This window comes from Mucilaginibacter sp. P4_G9 (assembly GCF_056400985.1).
The window spans coordinates 1-19,812 of sequence record NZ_JBFUKF010000062.1 but is presented as its reverse complement, the minus strand read 5'-3'; the positions used below and the strand labels follow the sequence as shown (position 1 = coordinate 19,812).

The following is a 19,812-nucleotide window of genomic DNA, read 5'->3' as shown; positions in this document are numbered from 1 at the left end:
ATTATATAAAACATTTTGAAGCCAGTATCCTTCCTTATGCCAAGGAAACCGACATTGATGATGCCGTAACTAAAAAGGTAGCGTCAACAATTGATCTTAAAATGGCCGTTACAAATGCCAGAATTGATAGCATCGCGCCACAGATAGCCAGTTTTAGCACTCGGTTGGACGATAATTCATCGCTGTTTAAAACCGTGCTTACAAAGGATGCCAGTATAAAAACGCTCCCAACAACCGGTTTAACTTTTGCCAACCAGGATCTTACAGCCGAAGTAGAGAACTTTCGTCAAAAACAAATTGCGGTGCAGCAACTTGCAGCTAACGATCCTACCAGGGTTGAAAAGGAAACCGAGCTTGTGAAAGCAGCGGATGCTATAACTGTAAAACTAAATGATCCGGCAATTACAAGTGATATTAATAGTGCGGTTGCTGTAAAAAGCATTTTAGCCGATGTACACAGCGGTACAAGCCTTGTTCAAAATGCCAATTTACAAAAACAGGTTACTGCGATAACTAATCGCGCAAATGTTATAACCCGGGGTTTTAATAAATAATTGTGAACGGAGATGTAATAATCTGTAAACAAAAGATCAGGATACAAGCCTGTAATGAAAAACTTGCGTTTGATTGCAGGCAATATATAAATGGAATAGCCAATCACGAACTATTGAGAATGCTTGAGCGGGTATTTCATCAAACCATGAGTTCTGGCAATATTTTGAAAATAGATTCGCTTAAAATTGATCTTGGTGTAATACCGGCAAATGAATTTAACGACAATTTTATACGGATAGCCGAGCAAAAAATCATTAACGAATTGATAAAGCAATTTGAAGCCAGCCCACAAAGTATGCAAGCTCAGGAGTCAACAGCGCATGAACCGGGAGCATCTTTACAATATGTTGATCAAAAACAACAAAATGGTTCGGCATTATTCTTCTTTTTAGAAAACGGGCACTACCCCTGGTGGTTCAAAAAGGATCAAAGACAAACGCCAGCCGAACTTCTTGCCGGGCTGGATACTGCCGGGCAAAGCAACCTCCTGCTTAAGCTCATATCCAAAACGCGAAATTCATCAGCAAAACATGTTGAACAACTGGTAAAACGCCTGATTGATTATCTTGATGACGCGGCTTGTAATAATTACGTTGATCAAATTATTGGCTTATTTAACAATGCTGCAGTTAAAGTAAATGTGGATATGCTCCTTAGCCAAAAGGAGCAGTTTAAATCCCTTTTCGGGATCTCTTTAAAAGTATTTTATGAACATGTGCTCTGCTTTGTTTTATTACATACTGATGAAAGCAATTTCTTTAAAGCGTTTTTAAATAAATTGATGAGCTTATTCCCGGCTACCATCCATGAAATGAAAAACAGGATTAATACGCTTGATGCAGATAAAGCTTTATATGAATCGGTAATACAAACAGGTAATCTGGCTGATCCTGCTGAAAGGTTAAAAACTGATGCCGAAACCGGGCTGAACAATCAAAAAACTGTAAACAATAATACGCAACTTAACAGCGAAGGGCTATACGTTGAAAACGCTGGCCTCGTTTTGCTTCATCCATTTTTACCTGCTTATTTTCATAGTTTAAAGCTTGTTGATGAAAAGAACCAGTTTGTATCTGTAGAAGCGCAAACTAAAGCGGCTGTATTACTTTATTATCTGCAATGTGGCGACGAAGAATATAAAGAATGGGAAATGGCGCTCAACAAAATTTTATGCGGATTGAATACCAGTGAGGTTATTGTAAACGGTATTAAACTAACTGAAAATGAAAGGGAAGAATCGGGAGTATTGCTGCAAACTATTATTAACCATTGGGGGGCATTAAAAGGACCGGGGATTGCGGCACTACAAAATACTTTTATACTTCGCGAAGGAAAGGTGACCTATAAAAATGATCATTGGTTAATACAGGTCGAACGAAGTGGCTTTGATGTTTTGCTTGATCGTTTACCCTGGGGTATCGGCACAATCAAGCTTCCTTGGCTTAAAGATTTAATTTATTGCGAATGGTAGGCGAGGCTCCCTTACTAAAAAAGGATGCGTATCATTTAAACGCATCTGCCCTGCTTGACGAGATCATGTGGTTTCAAAGTGTGCTTCAGGCTCGCTTGAAGAGTTATTTGGGCGAAGAGTTGGCAATAGATTCAGTTTATAGTATAACTCCCCCGGAATTATCAGCCGGTAAATCTGTTTACAATGAATTTATTGACTTTTATAAACTAACATTTTCTGAAAGGCTGGTATTAATGCTTGCCTTATTGCCGCATATTTGCCCACAAGTGCTTGATGCATTTTTTACCCGCAATCAATCTAAAGATCGCGGCAATACAGAGTTTGGCGGGTTGAAAGGAACGGCGCACAGCGGCTTTTTACCCACCGGAGAAACAGCTTTGTTTTTACTTGCCGGCAATGACCTCGGCAAGCGTTTTAAGGCGCAGCAGATATTTGATACCGATCATTTGTTTAGGGTTCATAATATTTTATGGCTGGCTTCTTCGCCGGCAAATGAGCCTGTATTTAGCGGGCAATTATTAATTAATGACGAATATGTAGATTTGTTTACCACCGGCACACTTCGTAAACCCTCGTTTAGTATGGATTTCCCGGCCAAAAGGATCACTACAACTCTTGCCTGGGACGACCTGGTGCTCGACAGGCATACCATGCAGCAATTAAACGATATAAAAATATGGCTGGAGCATGGTAAAACACTCATGAACGAGTGGGGAATGAAAAAACAGTTAAAACCGGGATATAAAGTATTATTCCATGGTCCGCCGGGTACGGGTAAAACGCTTACCGCCGGTCTGTTTGGCAAGCTTGCCGTAGTTGATGTGTACCGGGTTGATCTGTCAATGGTTGTTTCAAAATACATTGGCGAAACCGAAAAAAACCTCGAAAAAATATTTGTTAAGGCCGAGCATAAAAACTGGATATTATTTTTTGATGAAGCAGACGCCTTATTTGGCAAAAGAACTTCCATTTCCGACGCTCATGATAAATATGCTAACCAGGAAATAGCCTACCTGCTTCAGCGGCTTGAAGATTATAACGGCCTGGTAATTTTATCATCAAATATGCGCAGCAATGTTGATGAAGCTTTTGGCCGCAGGCTGCAATCTGTTATTTATTTCCCGGTACCTAAAAGCCATGAGCGTTTTGCACTGTGGCAAAACGCATTTAGCAATAAAACAACTTTATCAGATGACATTGATTTGTATGCCATTGCCGATAAATATGAGCTTGCAGGAGGTTCAATCATAAACATTGTTCAATATGCATCCCTTATGGCCCTGCATCGCAGAGAAAATGTAATACGCCAGGCTGATATATTAGAAGGCATAAGAAAAGAATTTAGGAAAGATGGAAAGACCATTTAAAAAGGAGGAAGTATGTTTACTACAGCTAAAAATACAGATATTCAATCAGGCGCCGGCTCATATAATAATGAGCAAGCAACCATCGGGAATGATCTTTCTGTTCAACCTAAACTAACGGTAGGGAGTTCTGATGATCATTATGAAAAGGAAGCCGACTCAATGGCCGACCACGTGATGAATACACCCGACAGTACGTTTGTTCAACGTAAATGTGCTGAATGTGAAAAAGAAGAAGAATTGCAAAGGAAACCATTGGCCGGCGATGTGACACCACTGATCCAGGCAAAAGGAGACGCAGGCGTTGCAGTAAGCGAATCAACCTCAAATTCAATTAAATCGTCTGTAGGCAAGGGTGTAGCTCTTGATCAGCAAACAAATTCATTTATGAGTAAACGTTTTGGTCGTGATTTCAATAATGTGAAAATCCATTCAGATGGTGAATCGGCTAAACTTAGTAACAATCTGCATGCAAAAGCATTTACTGTAGGGAAGGATATATATTTTAATCAGGGCCAGTATCAACCAAACTCAAACAACGGCAAACATTTGCTGGCGCATGAATTAACACATACTATTCAACAGAGCGATAGTGCACAAAGGGTGCAAAAATTAGATCTTTCACTACACTCATTTAACAAAGGCACATGTGGCGAACGAGATGTTCAATGGGTATTTGCATTGAGCAGTCCTGCACCGGATGATGGTTACATTGTTCAACATATCAGATCATTAGAAACTAAAGCCGATTGCCCGTCGGATATTAGTTATACAGAATTGGCGCCAAAATTAGAGTTTTGGGAAGCCTGGAAAATAAATAAAGGTGACAAACTTGACTGGACAACCGTTAGAGATGCCTGGACAGATGGGAGTACGAGACCGCCGCAACCTAATACCAGCGGAACACAAACCTCATTAGGAACCATTAAATTTTTTACCAAGGCTGTAACCGGAGACCTTGGAGATTTTAATGTTGCACCGGCCGGAAGTAGCAGCTGGGGGCCTGGTAAAGAGCCAACAAGCGGCGCCTTACCCTCAACTAAATCCGAACCTTCGTGGTTTAACGGGGCCGCAACAGAAGGGCCGGCCTCGCGTTGGGCAAGTTCATGGTGGAATTGCTGCGGTGAAGAAAGTAAACATTTTAATAAAGTTGATTCAAAGCCATAAATGGAAAATGCAATAAGCCAGRCAAAAGAACTCATAAGTAAATTAAAGCCCTGGAAAGACGGGAATTTTACCAATGCAGACTGGGCTTTATATTTTGAATGCGCCCGGCTTATACAAAAAATGGGTTCGCGTGATATTATTCATCTTTTTGAAGGTGAAAGGAGCGTATTTACCCATAAGGATAATAATGATGTATTGCAGTCACGGCTGTTTATTCTTTTAAGAATCATTTTTGATTTGCCTGTTAACGCAGATATTTCATTAAGGAGGTCTTTTAAAGGCTGGGAAAACTGGCCCAGCGAAGACGAAGAAAAGCAAGTTAATCTAAGTTGGCCGGTCAATTGGAAAGACGGTCAGCCTTATGTTGAAGATTCTTACCAGGGCTCAATGGGTAAGCCCTATGCTTTGATAGAAGAATTTAACTACTTCAAAAGCTTATTTAATTATCGGAAGATCTGACAGGTTTTAACCGGCGGGGACTTTTATATTGCCCGGTGGGGGTTATAATATCATTTGGCTATAGCGTCATTGTTTAAAAAATGTATTTTTTCCTGGTTATATAATTTCATTAATATTTTGTGAAAAAAGTTGTTGCTTCAGAACCCGTCGCTACTGCTGCTGCAACCGTACAGCAGCAAGGTTTGCCACAAAATGATGTGTCGTCTCAAGGAAATGTGGCTGGCTTGTTCCTTCAAGCTAAATTAACTGTTGGCGCACCCGATGACCCACTTGAACATGAAGCCGGTACTGTTGCAGATAAGGTGGTGAATATGCCCGGGAGTACATTTGTTCAGCGTAAAGCCCACTTTGATGACGGGGAAAAAATACAGCATAACCCGCTTACACAATCAGTTCAAAAGAAAACCGATATCGCTGGTACAGCGGTGTCCGCTGATGTAAGCGGGCAAATTGAATCATCAAAGGGGAGCGGTGATACTATGGATAGGGGAACTAAAAGCTTTATGGAAAGCCGTTTTGGAACCGAATTTCCTGATGTTAAAATTCATGCGGATGCCGGGGCAACCCAGCTTTCAAAAGCTTTGAATGCACAGGCATTTACCATAGGAAAAGATATTTATTTTAACCAGGACAAATATAAGCCTGGCACCGAGAGCGGAAAGAGATTGCTGGCCCATGAGCTTACCCATACTATTCAGCAGGGAGACACACCGCAGTCGATTCAAAGAGATACGGATGTTGTTAATATGCCGCCAATAACAATAACCGCAGGCATGCCAGATACAAGTTCCTTATCTACACCTGTTCCGGCCGGTAGTATGACAGCAAGCAGACCACAGGCGGATATTGAGTTAAATAGCCAGCTACCAGAAACTGTTTTACCTTTTACAGCCGGAGGATGGGACGGAAATGATATTGCCAACAAATTGGGGCAGTATGATCGTATTCCGGGTACTGATAGTGATGCTGTTCGTTGTGTGCAGTCGGTGGCATTAATGAGTCATATTTTAATGGGTCCCGCTGCTGCAATAAGTTACTTATCTGCAATATCGCTGCAGGGGCTTTTACAGGCGCCTCAAGTTGGCACAAGGGAACGAACTGCAATGAGGGTCATTGATTTTGTTAAATCAAGAATTACAAGCAGGCAGGCTACTTATGGCAATATGTATTGGGCAATGGAGGCAGTGCATGACCTCTTTTTTGCCGATAATGTTGGCACGCCTGCTGCAAATGCCAATACCGTTCGTAGCCAGATAACTCCAGGTTTTGATTTATCCCAAAATATGGTGAATATGGATGTTTGGTGCAATAACAGGGCAGAGTTGTTAACCCAGGCATCATCACTCAATCCAGGTGAGCAATTAATGCTAAATACATGGGCGGTAAGCTTTAATTCAACGTTTGATATGGCAGGTTTGCCAACTACACAACAAAGCAGTACAATTACCCAGGTTGATGAACAAGGCAATCACCCAAGAAATGTTTTTATAAGGAGGATTGATGCATCACATAAGCCCGGGGCAAATCAAATAGATAACAACAGGGATAGTAAAGCAGGGCATCAGATGCTGATTTATAAAGATTCTGCAGATAGTCACATTAAAATGTATGAGCCCGAAATTACAACATCCGGTATGCATTTGTTTGATCTTACAACAGATCCTTCAGTAATTGACACTTCGCTTTTTGCTGATCAGCCACGATTTGAATTATATCATTACCTTCAAATCTGGGGTAAGATTGTCCCCTCTGCATTAACTGCCCCAATTAGTCCTTAATGGCGTTGATAGTGTAAAAGCGGTTTCTAAGAAGCTGTTTAAAATAAAAAAACAGATCGTCATTGCGAGGTACGAAGCAATCCCCGACTATGCAGATCGGAATTGCAAAGCTACCCTGTAAGGTGGGGATTGCTTCGTGCCTCGCAATGACGCGTGGAGATGTGCTTCATTAGAAGTATAAAAACATTAATAAAATCAAATTTAGACAGTTTCTAAGTGGCGATCTGTATGCAGTTATAGCTTGTAAGTTACAGTTTAAAAAGTTGTTAAAACTCCTGTGTTTTTATAAATAAATATTTCTTTAGTGAAGGAGAGTGCAGTTAATGAAGCTGTTACTGCCCCTGCTGCAATTGTTCAACCTCAAGGCTTGCAGCAACATGATGTATTACCTGTTGAAACCGGCTGCGGTTTGTTCTTTCAGGCTAAGCTAAGTGTGGGGGCACCGGATGATCCGCTGGAAAGGGAGGCGGATGATACGGCTGATCGTGTTATGCGTATGCCCGAGGCATCATTTATCCAACGAAAATGTGCTCATTGTGACGAAGAAGAAAAGATCAACAGAAAAGAAATTAGTGCCACTCCACAGTTAATACAACGGGACGGTGAAAACGAGGAAACTCCACGGCCACAACAACAAACCACCCCAGCGGCGCCGCTTCCTTTCCATTTAATCAATCCTGCAGAGCTTCAACTGCGTGTACCGCAACTGCCCCGAATTTCGCTTTTCCCAACAAGGCTTCCATCTACAGGGGTAACAACACTTTCTATGTCAGATACCGGGGCAACCGCTGCTCCAGCCAATGCTATAGACTGGTTTGCCATGAACCGTCCGTTTTGGAACAGAGGGGCGGRGCAAATCTCGGATGGTGATTTTAGCGCAATTGAAACTCACTGGAATTACTCCTTTCAGCTTTTCCGCTCAATTGGTGCTTCTGCCGGCCATGCAACTTTCTTCTCAAATTTGCTGGTTCCCATGGCTATCGATTCTTCATTGCAAAGGGATCATCCTACATGGTGGGAAACTACAGATCATGAATTGGGCACATCATCAAAAATTATAAGTCCAACTTTACTGCGTTTTGATCTCGATAATCTTTTTGGTACCATCAGGCCCATCTGGGATCCGTCTAATCCATACCAGATCCAGCGGAAAGGTGAGGCATCTGCTCCCGGGGTTGCCAGTGAAAATACAACTGCCCAAATCAACTCGTCCCAAAATAGCGGAAGCCCCATGCCCGAACATACGCAAAGCTTTATGGAAAGCAGGTTTGGGTATGATTTTTCGGATGTAAGGATTCATGCAGGTAACGATGCCGTAAATATGTCGCGTGATTTAAATGCGAAAGCCTTCGCAGTAGGTAATAATATATACTTTAATCATGGAAATTTTTCGCCGGATACGTTTGCTGGGAAACAACTGCTTGCACATGAACTAACCCATACACTACAACAGGGTGGAAGTAGTGTAAAAACGAAGCCCTTGCAGGAAAATGTTGCCGAAATCTGAAAAACTTGAAAATGAAGTGATAAAATCCGGAATTAAAAACTTCAGAACGCTTCCTGTTTAAAAATCAAAGTGTCCCGTTTTTTACAGCCCTGTCAACAAGTTGCAAAATGTTTTTACAGTTTGATCTGCTCAGCATATTTCGCCTGTGATTATTGATGGTGTGGATACTTATATTAAGTTCTTCGGCTATCTCTTTGCTACCTAATCCTTTACTGGCGAGCTTTAAAACATCAACCTCCCGTTTACTAAGCAAATCATTGCTATCTTTTGAATAGTAGCACTTATTTTCAACTACACGCCTTTGCCTTTTTTCGTCAAACTGCTCAATAAGGTGGTTTATTTTTGAATCATTTTTAAAATAAGTGATATCAGTTAATGAATTAATTGACGCAACAGGTATCCGGTCATATTCATTAAAAAGATAACGGGTTCGCTGAATTACAACAGACCATGCATTACTAAAATTTTTAACCCTAAAATTTGTTGTGAAAATATATTGACACCTGTTTTCCTTGGCATGATGTGCCAGGAACGACATTTGATCAGGAAATATCTGCTCGTTAAAAATACTAAGATCCTCTTTATTCCGAATTTCATTCAAAAATGAAGGGCTTGTTTTAAATAGAAAATCTGAAGAATATCCAAGAAACTTATCCATGTTAAAAAGCCGGAACGAATAGGAGTTTTCCGTGTAGTCAATTGAATATAACACCGAAGGAAATAAATCTTTGTTTAAAGATTCATGGTCAAACTGGGATAATAATTCTGGCACTTCGGGAACGTGTGTCCCATTTCTTTTGCGGGAGTACTTTAAAAAATCATAATAGGATGATTGATAATTATCTTTCATAGCGGGATGATTTGTGTAAAGGTTTATAACTGTTTCTTAGTTAGAAAAAACTCATTTTGCTTGTTAATCTTTAATAAATTTATGTAAGTAAATATAGGATAGAAATGATTTTTGATTAAACGTATAACTACGTGAATTTCTACGTAGTAGTACCCGAGTTCATGAATTACTTTACAGTGGTCAAGTCGTAATGCGATCAATAGTGTCAAAACATCAGGACAAATCTTTAATCTTATAGCGTCTGCATCGGTTGTAGATTGGTAAAAGATGATACTTTTCCTTGTAATATTTTAAACAGGTTGGTACACTACCATCTATATACAACACATCTTTTATAAAATGTAATCTTTTTAGGGGCGAAAAGATATTTAATCACAATTCAGGTTGTGCTAATTTAACAAAAAAATATTCAAGATCAATAGCCGTCTTAGGGTATTTTATTGATTATTATTATTTAACTACAGTATTTGATTGAATTTTTGGGAGTGATGTACAACCTGATAAAAGCAAAGTTTACTAACTTAAAACAGAAAACCCGACTGGCAGTAATTTTACCAGTCGGGTTTTCTGTTTTAAAAAAGCCTTTATTTTATAGTCGATCTATCATTTAACAGCCCATTCATGTATTCCTGTTGAATTATCGGCGGGTAATTTAACTTCTATACGTAAAGCGGTTGTATTTACAGGCTCAAACGTCACTGTATTAAAATTATCCTTGCTGATGGTGTATGGTGTTGTGTTTTTTACAGGTACCCATTGCCCGTCTTTTTTATACAGGATCTGATAGGAAACAGGTATACGGCACCCTCCCCATGGCCCATCATCGTACCAGTAAACTTTTGATTCGCTAACAGTATGAGGCGCATCAAAATCATACTGCACGTATTCGCTGGTATTGTGTGCAGGCCACCAGTGGAGGTAAGGGTAGTTTGTATCACCAGAACCGGCCGGTTCATACTGATCTTTTATAGCCGGGTACATTCTTTTGTTTTTTAATGATGATGTTACCGTGCTGTTGCTGGCAATGGTAGGGGCTGGTTTTGGCCTTGATGCCGATGCTTCATAAGGGATCCAAACAGTCATTTCGCTGGGGCCGCGGTTTGCCCAGGCATAGTAGGGGATAGCCTTTACCTGCTGGTCAGTTTCGGTTAGCTTATCGCTGTTGAGCTGTCTTTTGGTGCTTTTACCTTCTGTATTTATCACGTCTACGCCATTTAACAGGTCTGCCTGGTAATTAGCGTTTGCAATAGCATTTTTGTCGATCAATATATTCTGAACAAGACTGTCCCGGTTATCCGGACCTTCCAGGCAGTAAACAATTGGTCCGCGTTCAAAAGCAAAGCGGTCTTTATCATCTTTCACCTTTTGGTTGGCCAAAACCTTTTCTGTTTCCATGGGCAGGTTAAGGGTTACCTTGTCTCCTTTTTTCCAGTTGCGTTTTATTACCGCGTACCCCTTTTCGCTTACAAATGAGGTAACTTTGCCATTTACTGATAAAACAACGGGTAATGGCGTTTTATCCATAAAAGTATATAAATCGCCCGGAACAGGTTGCTGCTTTGCCCAGCCCGGTATGCGTACCCTTAAAGTAAAGGCCATTGCTTTTGCGGGATTAACCGTAATATCAACCTTGCCCTTCCATGGGTAATCCGTTGCCTGAACAATGTTTACATTACCCGATGCCAGCTTAATATTGCTGGAGTTGCTCATGAACAGGTTAATATACAGGTCGTTTTTATTTTTGGCGTAAACGTAGCCTGGTAACGACGGTAAAAAGCGGGTCATGTTGCTGATACAGCAGGCACAGCTGATCCACGCGCTGCGCTGGTGCTGATTCATGRAAGCAAGCGGATTTGGATAAAAGAACCTGTCGCCACTTAAAGAAACACCCGAGAGCAGGCCGTTATAAAGCGTCCTTTCCAGTACATCAATATATTTGGAATCGCCATGCAGCAAAAACATGCGGTTATTCCAGTAAACATTACCAATGGCCGCGCAGGTTTCTGCATATGCCGACATATTGGGCAACTGGTAGGCATCACCAAATGCTTCACCGGCGCCGGTTGCACCTATACCACCGGTGATATACAGTTTTTTGTTTACCACATCTCCCCATATATCATCAATCGCTGCTAAGTATTTGGTGTCGCCCGTTAAGGCGGCAATATCTGCCATACCGGTGTACATATAAGCAGCCCTTACCGCATGGCCTTCGGCCTCATGCTGGTCAACCACCTTTTTATCTGCCTGGTTATACGCATCGCCTTTAGGGCCGCGTACATCCAGGAAAAATTTGGCCAGGTTAAGGTACTGTTTGTTGCCCGTAACGCGGTACATTTTTGATAAGCCTATCTCTACTATCTGGTGACCTGGATATTCTTCAATTTTTCCCGGTCCGAAGGTTTTTACAAGCAGGTCGGCATTTTTTATGGCGAGGTTGAGCAGGGTACGCTTGCCGGTAGCCTGGTAGTGCGCAACCGCGGCTTCGTATAAATGGCCGCAATTATACAACTCATGGCTCAATATTTCTTCGTTCACCCAGCGTTTATCACCAATCCACTCATGTGGTTTTTGGGCGTGAACCGTGCGGAAAGTATACAGGTAACCATCTGGCTCCTGTGCGGCGCCGATAATACCGATAAGGGTATCAATATACTTATCCAGCGTAGGGTTGTTTTTGTTCTGCATGGAGTATGATGCGCCCTCAATAGCTTTGTATACATCAGTGTCATCAAAGGGGAATTCGCTCAACTTATCACCGTCCAGTTTTTTGGATGCCCTTAAAAAATTATCCATGCGCCCGTTTGCCTTGCATTGGGCAAGTACATAAGGTATGGTAACCCTGGCATTTACCTCCATTTTGGGTTGCCAGAAGTTATCATTAACATGCACGCTGGTAAAAGCTACCGGCTGAATAGGGTAATCCTTTTGTTGTGCAGAGACCCTGCTGCTTAAGCTTATAACTGATAATGACAGCAGGCAGGCCGCTGTTCTTTTATTGATCATCATATTCATTTAGTTTTTAACCATGCGGCTACCGTAAACCGGACCGGCGCTGTTATCTTTTTTAGGTAATAGTTTAACGCTTACTTTTTGTTTTCCTTTGGTTAGCTCAATAGGTATGGTGTAGCTGATGTCATAAAAACGGCTTTCCTTATACTGATTAAGGTCCTCGGTTGATAGTTTTATGCCATCTATTAGGATATCAAAGGTACGGCCCCGGTTATCCATGCCCCAGTAGGTATTAATCAGGGTATTTTGTGCATTGGCATCAACCTTCATTTCATACAACAAAAACCCGCCATTTTCTGTTGATCTCCATTTCTTTTGGTGGTCTTCTCCCGTAATAGCGTTTTCGCCGCTGAAATTATGATCCCGCTCGGGCTGCATTTCGCCTATGCGTAAAATATCTGTGGTACGGGCTTCCAGCTCCTGTTGTTTTTTCTTTTGTTCGTCATAGGCTTTTTGCTGTACCGCCCATGATGCTGGCGTAAATACGTCCCAGTAAACAGAATAATATTCATTTTTAGTTTGATTGAAAGGGATTAGTTTAACCTCCGCCGGTTTCGAAATATTTTCGGTGCGAAAGCTCAATTGCTTCTTATCAACCATTTGAAGCCACTTGTTAGGGTCGGTTTCGCTGGTAACAAAAACCGGGACACCTTTAAGTGGGTCGGGTTCTGTATTACCCAAAATACCGGCCAATAATACCGGGCCATAAAATATGGCACGCCTGTTGGCATTATCAGGCATAGCCTCTGTATAAATAGTCTCGGGCGTGGTAAATTCAATTTTGTCGTTATTTTTCCATTTACGGTTTAAAACCAGGTAGCCCTGGGCATCTGCGCTAACCAGTTGCTTTTTGCCGTTTATGCTGATAGCCGCGTTGCTGGTCCATTTAGGCTTACGGATGCGGATAGCCATTGCAACAGGTTTTAAAGTATTAACAGTAAAGGAAATATGATCGCCGGCCGGTAAATTGCTTTCTTGTTTTATAGTTAAACCTTTTCCGCTCCATTTTAGTACCGATGGGATAAACAGGTTGATATACAAGCTGCCATCGGCGCCCCTGAAATAAATGCTTTCATTGTACTTTACATGGTTTTCCATGCCCGAGCCCACACAGCAGGTGAAAGTATCAAAAGGACTGCTATATTCTTTTTTGCCGCCCATTCTTAAAGGTACAAAATAGCACATCATCCCGTTTTCGTGATTTTGAGATGCGAGGATATGATTGTACAATGCCTTCTCGTAATAATCCATCAACGCTGCCGAAGGTTCAACCGCAAATAAATGCCTGGTTAATTTAAGCATATTATAGGTATTGCAGGTTTCGGTGGTGTTCTCGGTAAGCTTATCATTTAGCTTGCCGGGCTCGCCTAAGTACTCATAATTACTGTTGCCGCCCGTGGCGTAGGAGTGGTTATGCGTTACAGTTTCCCAAAAAAAATCGGCAATGGCCTTGTCTTTTTTGTCGCCGGTAAGCTCATACCGCCTTGCACTGGCAATAACTTTAGGTATTTGGGTATTTGAATGCTTTCCGGGTAACACATCCTGTTTTTCGGCAAGCGGATCCAATATGCGCTTGTCGTAAAACTTGTATGATAGTTCAAGATATTTCTTATCGGCATTAATAGCATATAAATTAACAAGGGTTTCTGCCATGCCGCCGTATTCGCAAAGCAGCATTTTCTGCAGTTTGTCATCATCAAGGTTTTTGATGGTTTCGCCGGTCCAGTCGGCCATGCCCTTACATATTTTAAGCGCCTGTGTATTGTTGCAGTATAAATAGGCATCTAACAGGCCCGCCATAACCTTATGCACCGTATACCATGGCGACCAGCCGCCATTCAAATCAAATCCCCTTGATCGGATGTCTCCTTTGGCAACCTCGGCCCAGATCGTATCTTCTTTAGGTATGGCGCCCACATAGCCGGTTTTACGGGCCACCTGGCATTCACCCAGTTCTTTTACAATATAATTTACCCGTTTTAAAAATTCAGGATCGCGGGTTGAGGCATAATGCATGGCAATGGCCGAAAGGTAATGCCCAAGGGTATGCCCTGCCAATCCGGTTGACTCCCAGCCTTCATACATTTTTCCTTTAGGCTTTAAGTCCGAGTGCGAGCGGAATGCAGATAATAAACGATCGGGCTCAATTGATAGCAAATACGCGGCGTCAACCTGCATGGCTTGTTTAAATGGGCTTTCCAGTAGTGCTACATCTTTCAAATCAAAAGTATAGGCCTTAATCTCCGTTTGGGCTTTTACCTTAATCCGGGTGTCATTCCATTCGGGCACATATGATTGTGYCTGTGCAAATTCAGCTGTGGTTAAACCTGCAATAAGGCACATGTTTAATTTAAGCCACTTATTTATCAGCATAGTGTTTGGGTTTATGTAATTATAAAAATCAGTTTATAAAATTACCATGGCGTTATGAATATTTAGCCATAATAATTTGCAGGTATTAACCGGATTTTAACTGTTTTTTACTGACTTAAGCTTTTAGTAATAAAAGTCATGATTAAAGCTGATTTTATAGAAATATCATAATTTTTTAATGTTGTTGTAACAACAATGTTAATATACGGTAAGCTTTGGCAAATTTCTGCCAAAAATGGAATGTTGGGGCAAATAAATTTACATATCTGAAAATCAGACTTGATTAAAATAAATTCTTAACCCCAAAAATTAGTTTATGAAACTAAAACCATTACTCAAACGGCTTATTTTACCTTTATTTTGCATGGTTGTGTTTTGTGGTAGCACATACGCCCAAACAGTTGCATTAAAAGGAAAAGTATCTGACGATAAAGGCCAGCCAATACCCGGCGTGTCTGTCAGACTAAAAGGCACCAATAAAGGTGTAAGTACCAATGCCAATGGTGCATTCACTATTACTTACACAGGCACAGGTACACTTAGCATCTCGGCTATAGGTTATGCCTCCAAAGAAGTAAAACTAACAGGCCAAACCGAGATAGATGTTGTTTTACCTGAAGACAATAAAACCTTAGGCGAAGTTGTTGTAACCGCGCTTGGCATAAAGCGGGATAAAAGAGTACTAACCTACAGCAGCCAGGAAATAAAGGGTGCCGAACTGGTACAGGGTAAAGATCCCAATATTGTTAACAATATTGCCGGCAAGGTATCGGGCGTGCAAATTACCAGCTCATCCGGTAATCCAGGAAGCTCTACACGTATTGTTATTCGTGGTGCTTCGTCATTTTATGGCGATAACAATGCTTTAATGGTTATAGATGGTATCCCTGTGGATAACAGCGAAACGGGCAATCTTAATTCCGGGCCGGGTACAAGCAGGATAGCCGATTTAGACCCCAACATAATCGAAAATATCAATGTTTTAAAAGGAGCTGCGGCTACTGCATTATATGGGTCGCTGGGTGCAAACGGGGTAATTATTATCACCACAAAAACTGGTTCTGCTAACAGAAAACCTACTGTTAATTTTTCGTCCGATCTGTCATTTGAGAATCCATTACTTCCGCAAATCCAGAGTAAATACGCACAAGGTACGGGCGGTGTTTATTATGATGGTGATGCTATGAAAACCAGTACTTCCTGGGGCCCATTGATGGATACCTTAAAGATAAACGGGCAGGCTGCAAAAAAATATAATCAATCAGATCTGTTTTTTAAAACCGGCCACACCTATAATAACGTGGTTAGCATAAATGGCGGAGGACCTGCTTCTAATTACTTTATATCATATTCTAATTTCAATCAGCAGGGAACTGTACCAACTACCTCGTTTATCCGGAATTCGATATTTGCCAAATATGGAGCTCAAATCCTTCCTAATTTAACTACAACCTTCCAGTTAAATTATTCTAATTCTCAAAATGACCGCCTGCCCGAAGGATGGGCTTTAGAGAGTCCGGTATGGACTATTTTTACCGCCCCTATATCGTACAACCTGCAGCCTTATGAAAATGCAGATGGTACACAACGTCTGTATCGTTATTCAAGAAACAACCCTTACTGGGCACTCGCTAATATCTCAAACAAATCGGGCGTAAACCGTTWTATGCCAACCTTTACCGCGGATTATAAACCGTTAAAATGGCTTACTATAACCGAAAGGTTTGGTGCCGACGTATATGCCGAACAGGATAAATATCATGAATCAGCAAACTCGGTATCCAACCCTAACGGACGTATTGTTGTTAATAATGCCAATTTCAGACAAATAAATAATGATTTGATCATAAGCGCTAATCATCAGTTTGGCGATTTTAGTATTGATGGTGTTATCGGGAACAATATTTTCTCTCAATACACAGAAAGTTCTTACGCGAATGGTCTTGGGCTTTCGGTGGCCGATCTTGACAATATCAGCTCTGCTTCAACCGTTACTTTTTCTGAAAGCCATGCCCTCATACGAAGGATTGGTTTCTACGCACAATCAAATATTGATTATAAGAAATTCCTTGTTTTATCCTTAACCGGCAGATATGATGGAAGTTCGGTGTTAGCAACCTCAAATAGCTTTTATCCTTATGGATCTGCGGCCACCAGCTTTATATTTTCTGAATTTTTCTCAAGGGAGTTCCAGGACATCATGAACCTTGGTAAATTCAGGGTATCCTATGCCACGGTTGGCGGGAGTAATGTAGGGGCATATTCATTAACCACACCTTATTATAGCCAAACCATCCGTAACATTGCATTCCCTTACCAGGGACAATCGGGATTCTTACTGGGTGCTACATTGGGAAATCCTTTCCTGAAAAACGAAAGAATTAATGAGTTCGAAGTTGGTTTTGAAACCGGGTTTTTTAATAACAGGATAAGCCTGGAAGCTTCCTATTTTGCCAAAAAGACAACAGATGGTATAATTCCGGGCGTAAGTATTGCACCTTCAACCGGCTATAACGGTACTACAGTAAACACCGGCGTAATGCAAAATAAAGGTATTGAGGTATTATTGGGCCTTGTACCTGTAAAAACCAGGGACTTTAACTGGAACGTGACCTTAAATTTTACGCGTACCAGGAATAAAGTACTTAGCATTTACGGTGACCTGGAGCAAATTGGAAATGGCTTTACTACCATTATTAAAGGCCAGCCCTATGGAACAATATTTGGTACCCGGTATGCGCGCAATACAGAGGGTAAGTTACTGATTGGCGATGACGGATTGCCTTATGCCGATGCTACACAAGGAATTTTAGGTGATATAAACCCCAAATGGACCGGGGGAATTACTAATAACATCAGGTATAAGCAATTTAACCTCAGCTTCTTTTTTGATGTGAAAAAAGGCGGCGATATCCAAAATAACGTAGACGGATACGGCTATTTTTACGGAACCCCTAAGGTAACCGAAAACAGGGGGCCAAGAATTGTTCCCGGCATCATCGAATCAACAGGCCTGCCAAATACTATTTCGGTTAATGGCCAGGCTTACTACCAGCGCGTAAATGGTATCACCGAATCTGTAATACAGGACGGTACTTACATTAAATTAAGAAATGTAAGCTTAGGCTATACTTTAAAACCATCATGGTTAAAGGGCAGCCCTTTCAAAACGGTTAATTTAAGTGTTACCGGGCGTAACCTGTGGATATACGCACCGCACTTTACAGGCGGCGATCCGGAAGTAAGTTCATTCGGTTCATCAAATGGCTCGCAGGGAATTTATTCATTCTCTACGCCAACATCAAGATCTATCGACTTCAGCTTAAAATTCTCACTTTAATAATCATTTATCAAATAAAAAATATCATGAAAAAAATATTAATGATTTTACTATCATGTATCCTGATAAGTGTTTCGGGGTGTAAAAAATATATCAACGTTAACCAAAATCCTAATCAGCCTATTGATGTGGCAGAAGCACAAATTCTTGCCCCGGTTGAATTAGCTATAGCATCAAACTTATATGCCGGCAATGTAGCCATGATTGTGCAGGAGTATATGCAGGTTGCCGCACTTAACCAGGTTGCACCCAATGCAGGCACTTATTTAATGTATAATTCGGATATGGACGGCGATTGGAGCAACCTGTATGTTACCTGTTTAAATAACCTGGTAACACTAAACAAAAAGGCTGCAAGCGATGGGAAAACAAATTATGCCGGTATAGCTAAAATTTTAACGGCTTATTGCCTTGGTGCCGGAACTGATCTTTGGGGTGATATTCCTTACACACAGGCCTTTAATGGCAGCTCTAATTTTACGCCGGTATACGATGCTCAAAAAGATATATATACCCAGGTACAAGGCTTGTTAGACGCAGGTATAGCCGATATTGCTAAAAACGGCACGGCAACTCCAGGCGGAGACGATTTCTTTTATGGCGGCGATATGAGTAAATGGACAAAACTGGCTTATACCTTAAAAGCCCGTTATTATATGCACCTTGCTAAGGCGCCCGGCTACACAGCGGCAGCACAGGCTCAGTTAGCCCTTACAGCACTGCAAAGCGGTATGCAATCAAATGATGATGATTTAAAAATGAACTATACCGGTGCAGCCGGTGGCGAAAACCCATGGCAGCAAAATTTTATATCGGCCAGCACAATGGTATTGGCAAACACCCTGGTTGATGGTTTTAAAACACGCAATGATCCGCGGTTAACTATTATGGTTGCTCCTGCAACTGCAACCGGCTTGTACACTGGTCTTGGTGAGGGTTTGAGCACTATAGGTCAATTGGAAGAGTACTCTCGCCCAGGGGCTTTTTACGGTGCAGCCGGGGCAACTAACTATATTGTAAATTACTCAGAAGCACTATTTATAAAAGCTGAGGCCACATTGATAACTTCGGGCTATTTAAGTGCACAGCCTGTTTACCAGGCTGCGGTTTTATCACATATGACCAAGCTTGGGGTAAGCACCGCTAATGCCGGCACCTACGTTGCTTCAAGAACGCTTACCAGCAGTAATGCCGAACAATTGATCATTGAGGAAAAAGGCATAGCGAATTTCCTTTCGCTCGAAAACTTTAATGATTACAGGCGTACAGGCTTTCCGGCCTTATCGCCCGCGCCAAATGCGCTCTCTGCTATTCCGCGAAGGGTATTATACCCCCAGGCAGAAATTATTTCAAATCCACAGTCTCAGCAGAGTGCCAAATTAACTGATAGACTTTGGTGGGATACTAAATAATGATTATTTGAGCAGGCGATATATTAGTGTATCTCTTAGAGGCTGTTTAAAAATAGATGAAAATAGACCGTCATTGCGGGTATCCACCAGGATAATTCTGGAAAAAGAGGGTGACGTGCTGGGTTAAACCAAGCAATCGGCTTTGCATGCTGGCAACGACTCACCCCGGCTACGCTTCGCTGGCCGACCCTCTCTTCAACTTCGTTGGAAAGAGGGTTTAAAACATTTTTATTAATTTTTCAAATCCCCTCTATGCGCGAAGCGGAGAGAGGGGTGACAAGCGCAGCGATGTCGGGGTGAGTCGGCTCGCCGCCATGCAGATCGGATTTACACAGCTACTCCTCTGTAAGTCGGGATTCGTGCCTTATAATGACGTGCTTTCAAGTAGCTGATTATCAGTCTATATTTAAAGATATTTCTTGTTGTGAGAAGTAGAATGATTGTTAAAAAAGGGCTGTCATGCTGAGCCTGTCGAAGCATAGCGGGTGAAGGCCTCTGCGCGCGACCCTTCGACAGGCTCAGGG

Annotated in this window: 12 protein-coding genes; 9 read left to right on the top strand and 3 right to left on the bottom strand. The window is 41.6% G+C overall.

Annotated elements, in window-relative coordinates; genetic code table 11:
- The 7 genes from AC1DPZ_RS08220 to AC1DPZ_RS08190 form a co-directional block, all read left to right on the top strand.
- A partial coding sequence (locus tag AC1DPZ_RS08220; protein ID WP_477402503.1) for a hypothetical protein occupies nucleotides 1–554 on the top strand: 554 nt, incomplete at its 5' end.
- 2 nt (nucleotides 555–556) lie between these two features.
- On the top strand, nucleotides 557–2,026 hold the full coding sequence (locus AC1DPZ_RS08215; RefSeq protein ID WP_477402502.1) for a contractile injection system tape measure protein: 1,470 nt from the start codon (nucleotides 557–559) through the stop codon (nucleotides 2,024–2,026).
- Nucleotides 2,020–3,393: an ATP-binding protein gene (locus AC1DPZ_RS08210; RefSeq protein WP_477402501.1), complete on the top strand. Its 1,374-nt coding sequence runs from the start codon at nucleotides 2,020–2,022 to the stop codon at nucleotides 3,391–3,393. Before AC1DPZ_RS08215 ends, AC1DPZ_RS08210 begins: the two co-directional genes overlap by 7 nt.
- Before the next feature lie 12 nt (nucleotides 3,394–3,405).
- Nucleotides 3,406–4,557 (top strand): eCIS core domain-containing protein, encoded by a 1,152-nt coding sequence (locus AC1DPZ_RS08205; protein ID WP_477402500.1) that lies wholly within the window; start codon nucleotides 3,406–3,408, stop codon nucleotides 4,555–4,557.
- Complete coding sequence (locus tag AC1DPZ_RS08200) at nucleotides 4,558–5,016, top strand: hypothetical protein (protein WP_477402499.1); 459 nt, start codon at nucleotides 4,558–4,560, stop codon at nucleotides 5,014–5,016.
- 119 nt (nucleotides 5,017–5,135) lie between these two features.
- Nucleotides 5,136–6,794 carry an eCIS core domain-containing protein gene (locus AC1DPZ_RS08195; RefSeq protein WP_477402498.1) on the top strand — a complete coding sequence of 553 codons (1,659 nt, stop codon included), beginning with the start codon at nucleotides 5,136–5,138 and terminating at the stop codon, nucleotides 6,792–6,794.
- Between the two features lie 304 nt (nucleotides 6,795–7,098).
- Nucleotides 7,099–8,301, top strand: a complete 1,203-nt coding sequence (locus AC1DPZ_RS08190; protein ID WP_477402497.1) for an eCIS core domain-containing protein — start codon at nucleotides 7,099–7,101, stop codon at nucleotides 8,299–8,301.
- A 64-nt stretch (nucleotides 8,302–8,365) separates the two neighbouring features.
- Here AC1DPZ_RS08190 and AC1DPZ_RS08185 read toward each other — a convergent pair whose 3' ends face one another.
- From AC1DPZ_RS08185 to AC1DPZ_RS08175, 3 genes are all read right to left on the bottom strand, one after another.
- Complete coding sequence (locus AC1DPZ_RS08185; protein ID WP_477402496.1) at nucleotides 8,366–9,151, bottom strand: response regulator transcription factor; 786 nt, start codon at nucleotides 9,149–9,151, stop codon at nucleotides 8,366–8,368.
- Between the two features lie 603 nt (nucleotides 9,152–9,754).
- On the bottom strand, nucleotides 9,755–12,160 hold the full coding sequence (locus AC1DPZ_RS08180; protein WP_477402495.1) for a glycoside hydrolase family 127 protein: 2,406 nt from the start codon (nucleotides 12,158–12,160) through the stop codon (nucleotides 9,755–9,757).
- A 6-nt stretch (nucleotides 12,161–12,166) separates the two neighbouring features.
- Entirely contained in the window at nucleotides 12,167–14,536 is a 2,370-nt protein-coding gene (locus AC1DPZ_RS08175) for a beta-L-arabinofuranosidase domain-containing protein (RefSeq protein ID WP_477402494.1), read from the bottom strand.
- Between the two features lie 316 nt (nucleotides 14,537–14,852).
- Between AC1DPZ_RS08175 and AC1DPZ_RS08170 the strand changes: the two genes are divergently transcribed.
- On the top strand, nucleotides 14,853–17,876 hold the full coding sequence (locus AC1DPZ_RS08170; RefSeq protein WP_477402493.1) for a SusC/RagA family TonB-linked outer membrane protein: 3,024 nt from the start codon (nucleotides 14,853–14,855) through the stop codon (nucleotides 17,874–17,876).
- 26 nt (nucleotides 17,877–17,902) lie between these two features.
- On the top strand, nucleotides 17,903–19,288 hold the full coding sequence (locus AC1DPZ_RS08165; RefSeq protein WP_477402492.1) for a SusD/RagB family nutrient-binding outer membrane lipoprotein: 1,386 nt from the start codon (nucleotides 17,903–17,905) through the stop codon (nucleotides 19,286–19,288).
- Nucleotides 19,289–19,812: the final 524 nt, after the last annotated feature.

Bases quoted from the DNA above. Each gene is read 5' to 3' on its own strand.
- AC1DPZ_RS08210 (WP_477402501.1), top strand. From the start codon at position 2,020: ATGGTAGGCGAGGCTCCCTTACTAAAAAAGGATGCGTATCATTTAAAC.
- AC1DPZ_RS08205 (WP_477402500.1), top strand. From the start codon at position 3,406: ATGTTTACTACAGCTAAAAATACAGATATTCAATCAGGCGCCGGCTCA.
- AC1DPZ_RS08185 (WP_477402496.1), bottom strand. From the start codon at position 9,151: ATGAAAGATAATTATCAATCATCCTATTATGATTTTTTAAAGTACTCC.
- AC1DPZ_RS08165 (WP_477402492.1), top strand. From the start codon at position 17,903: ATGAAAAAAATATTAATGATTTTACTATCATGTATCCTGATAAGTGTT.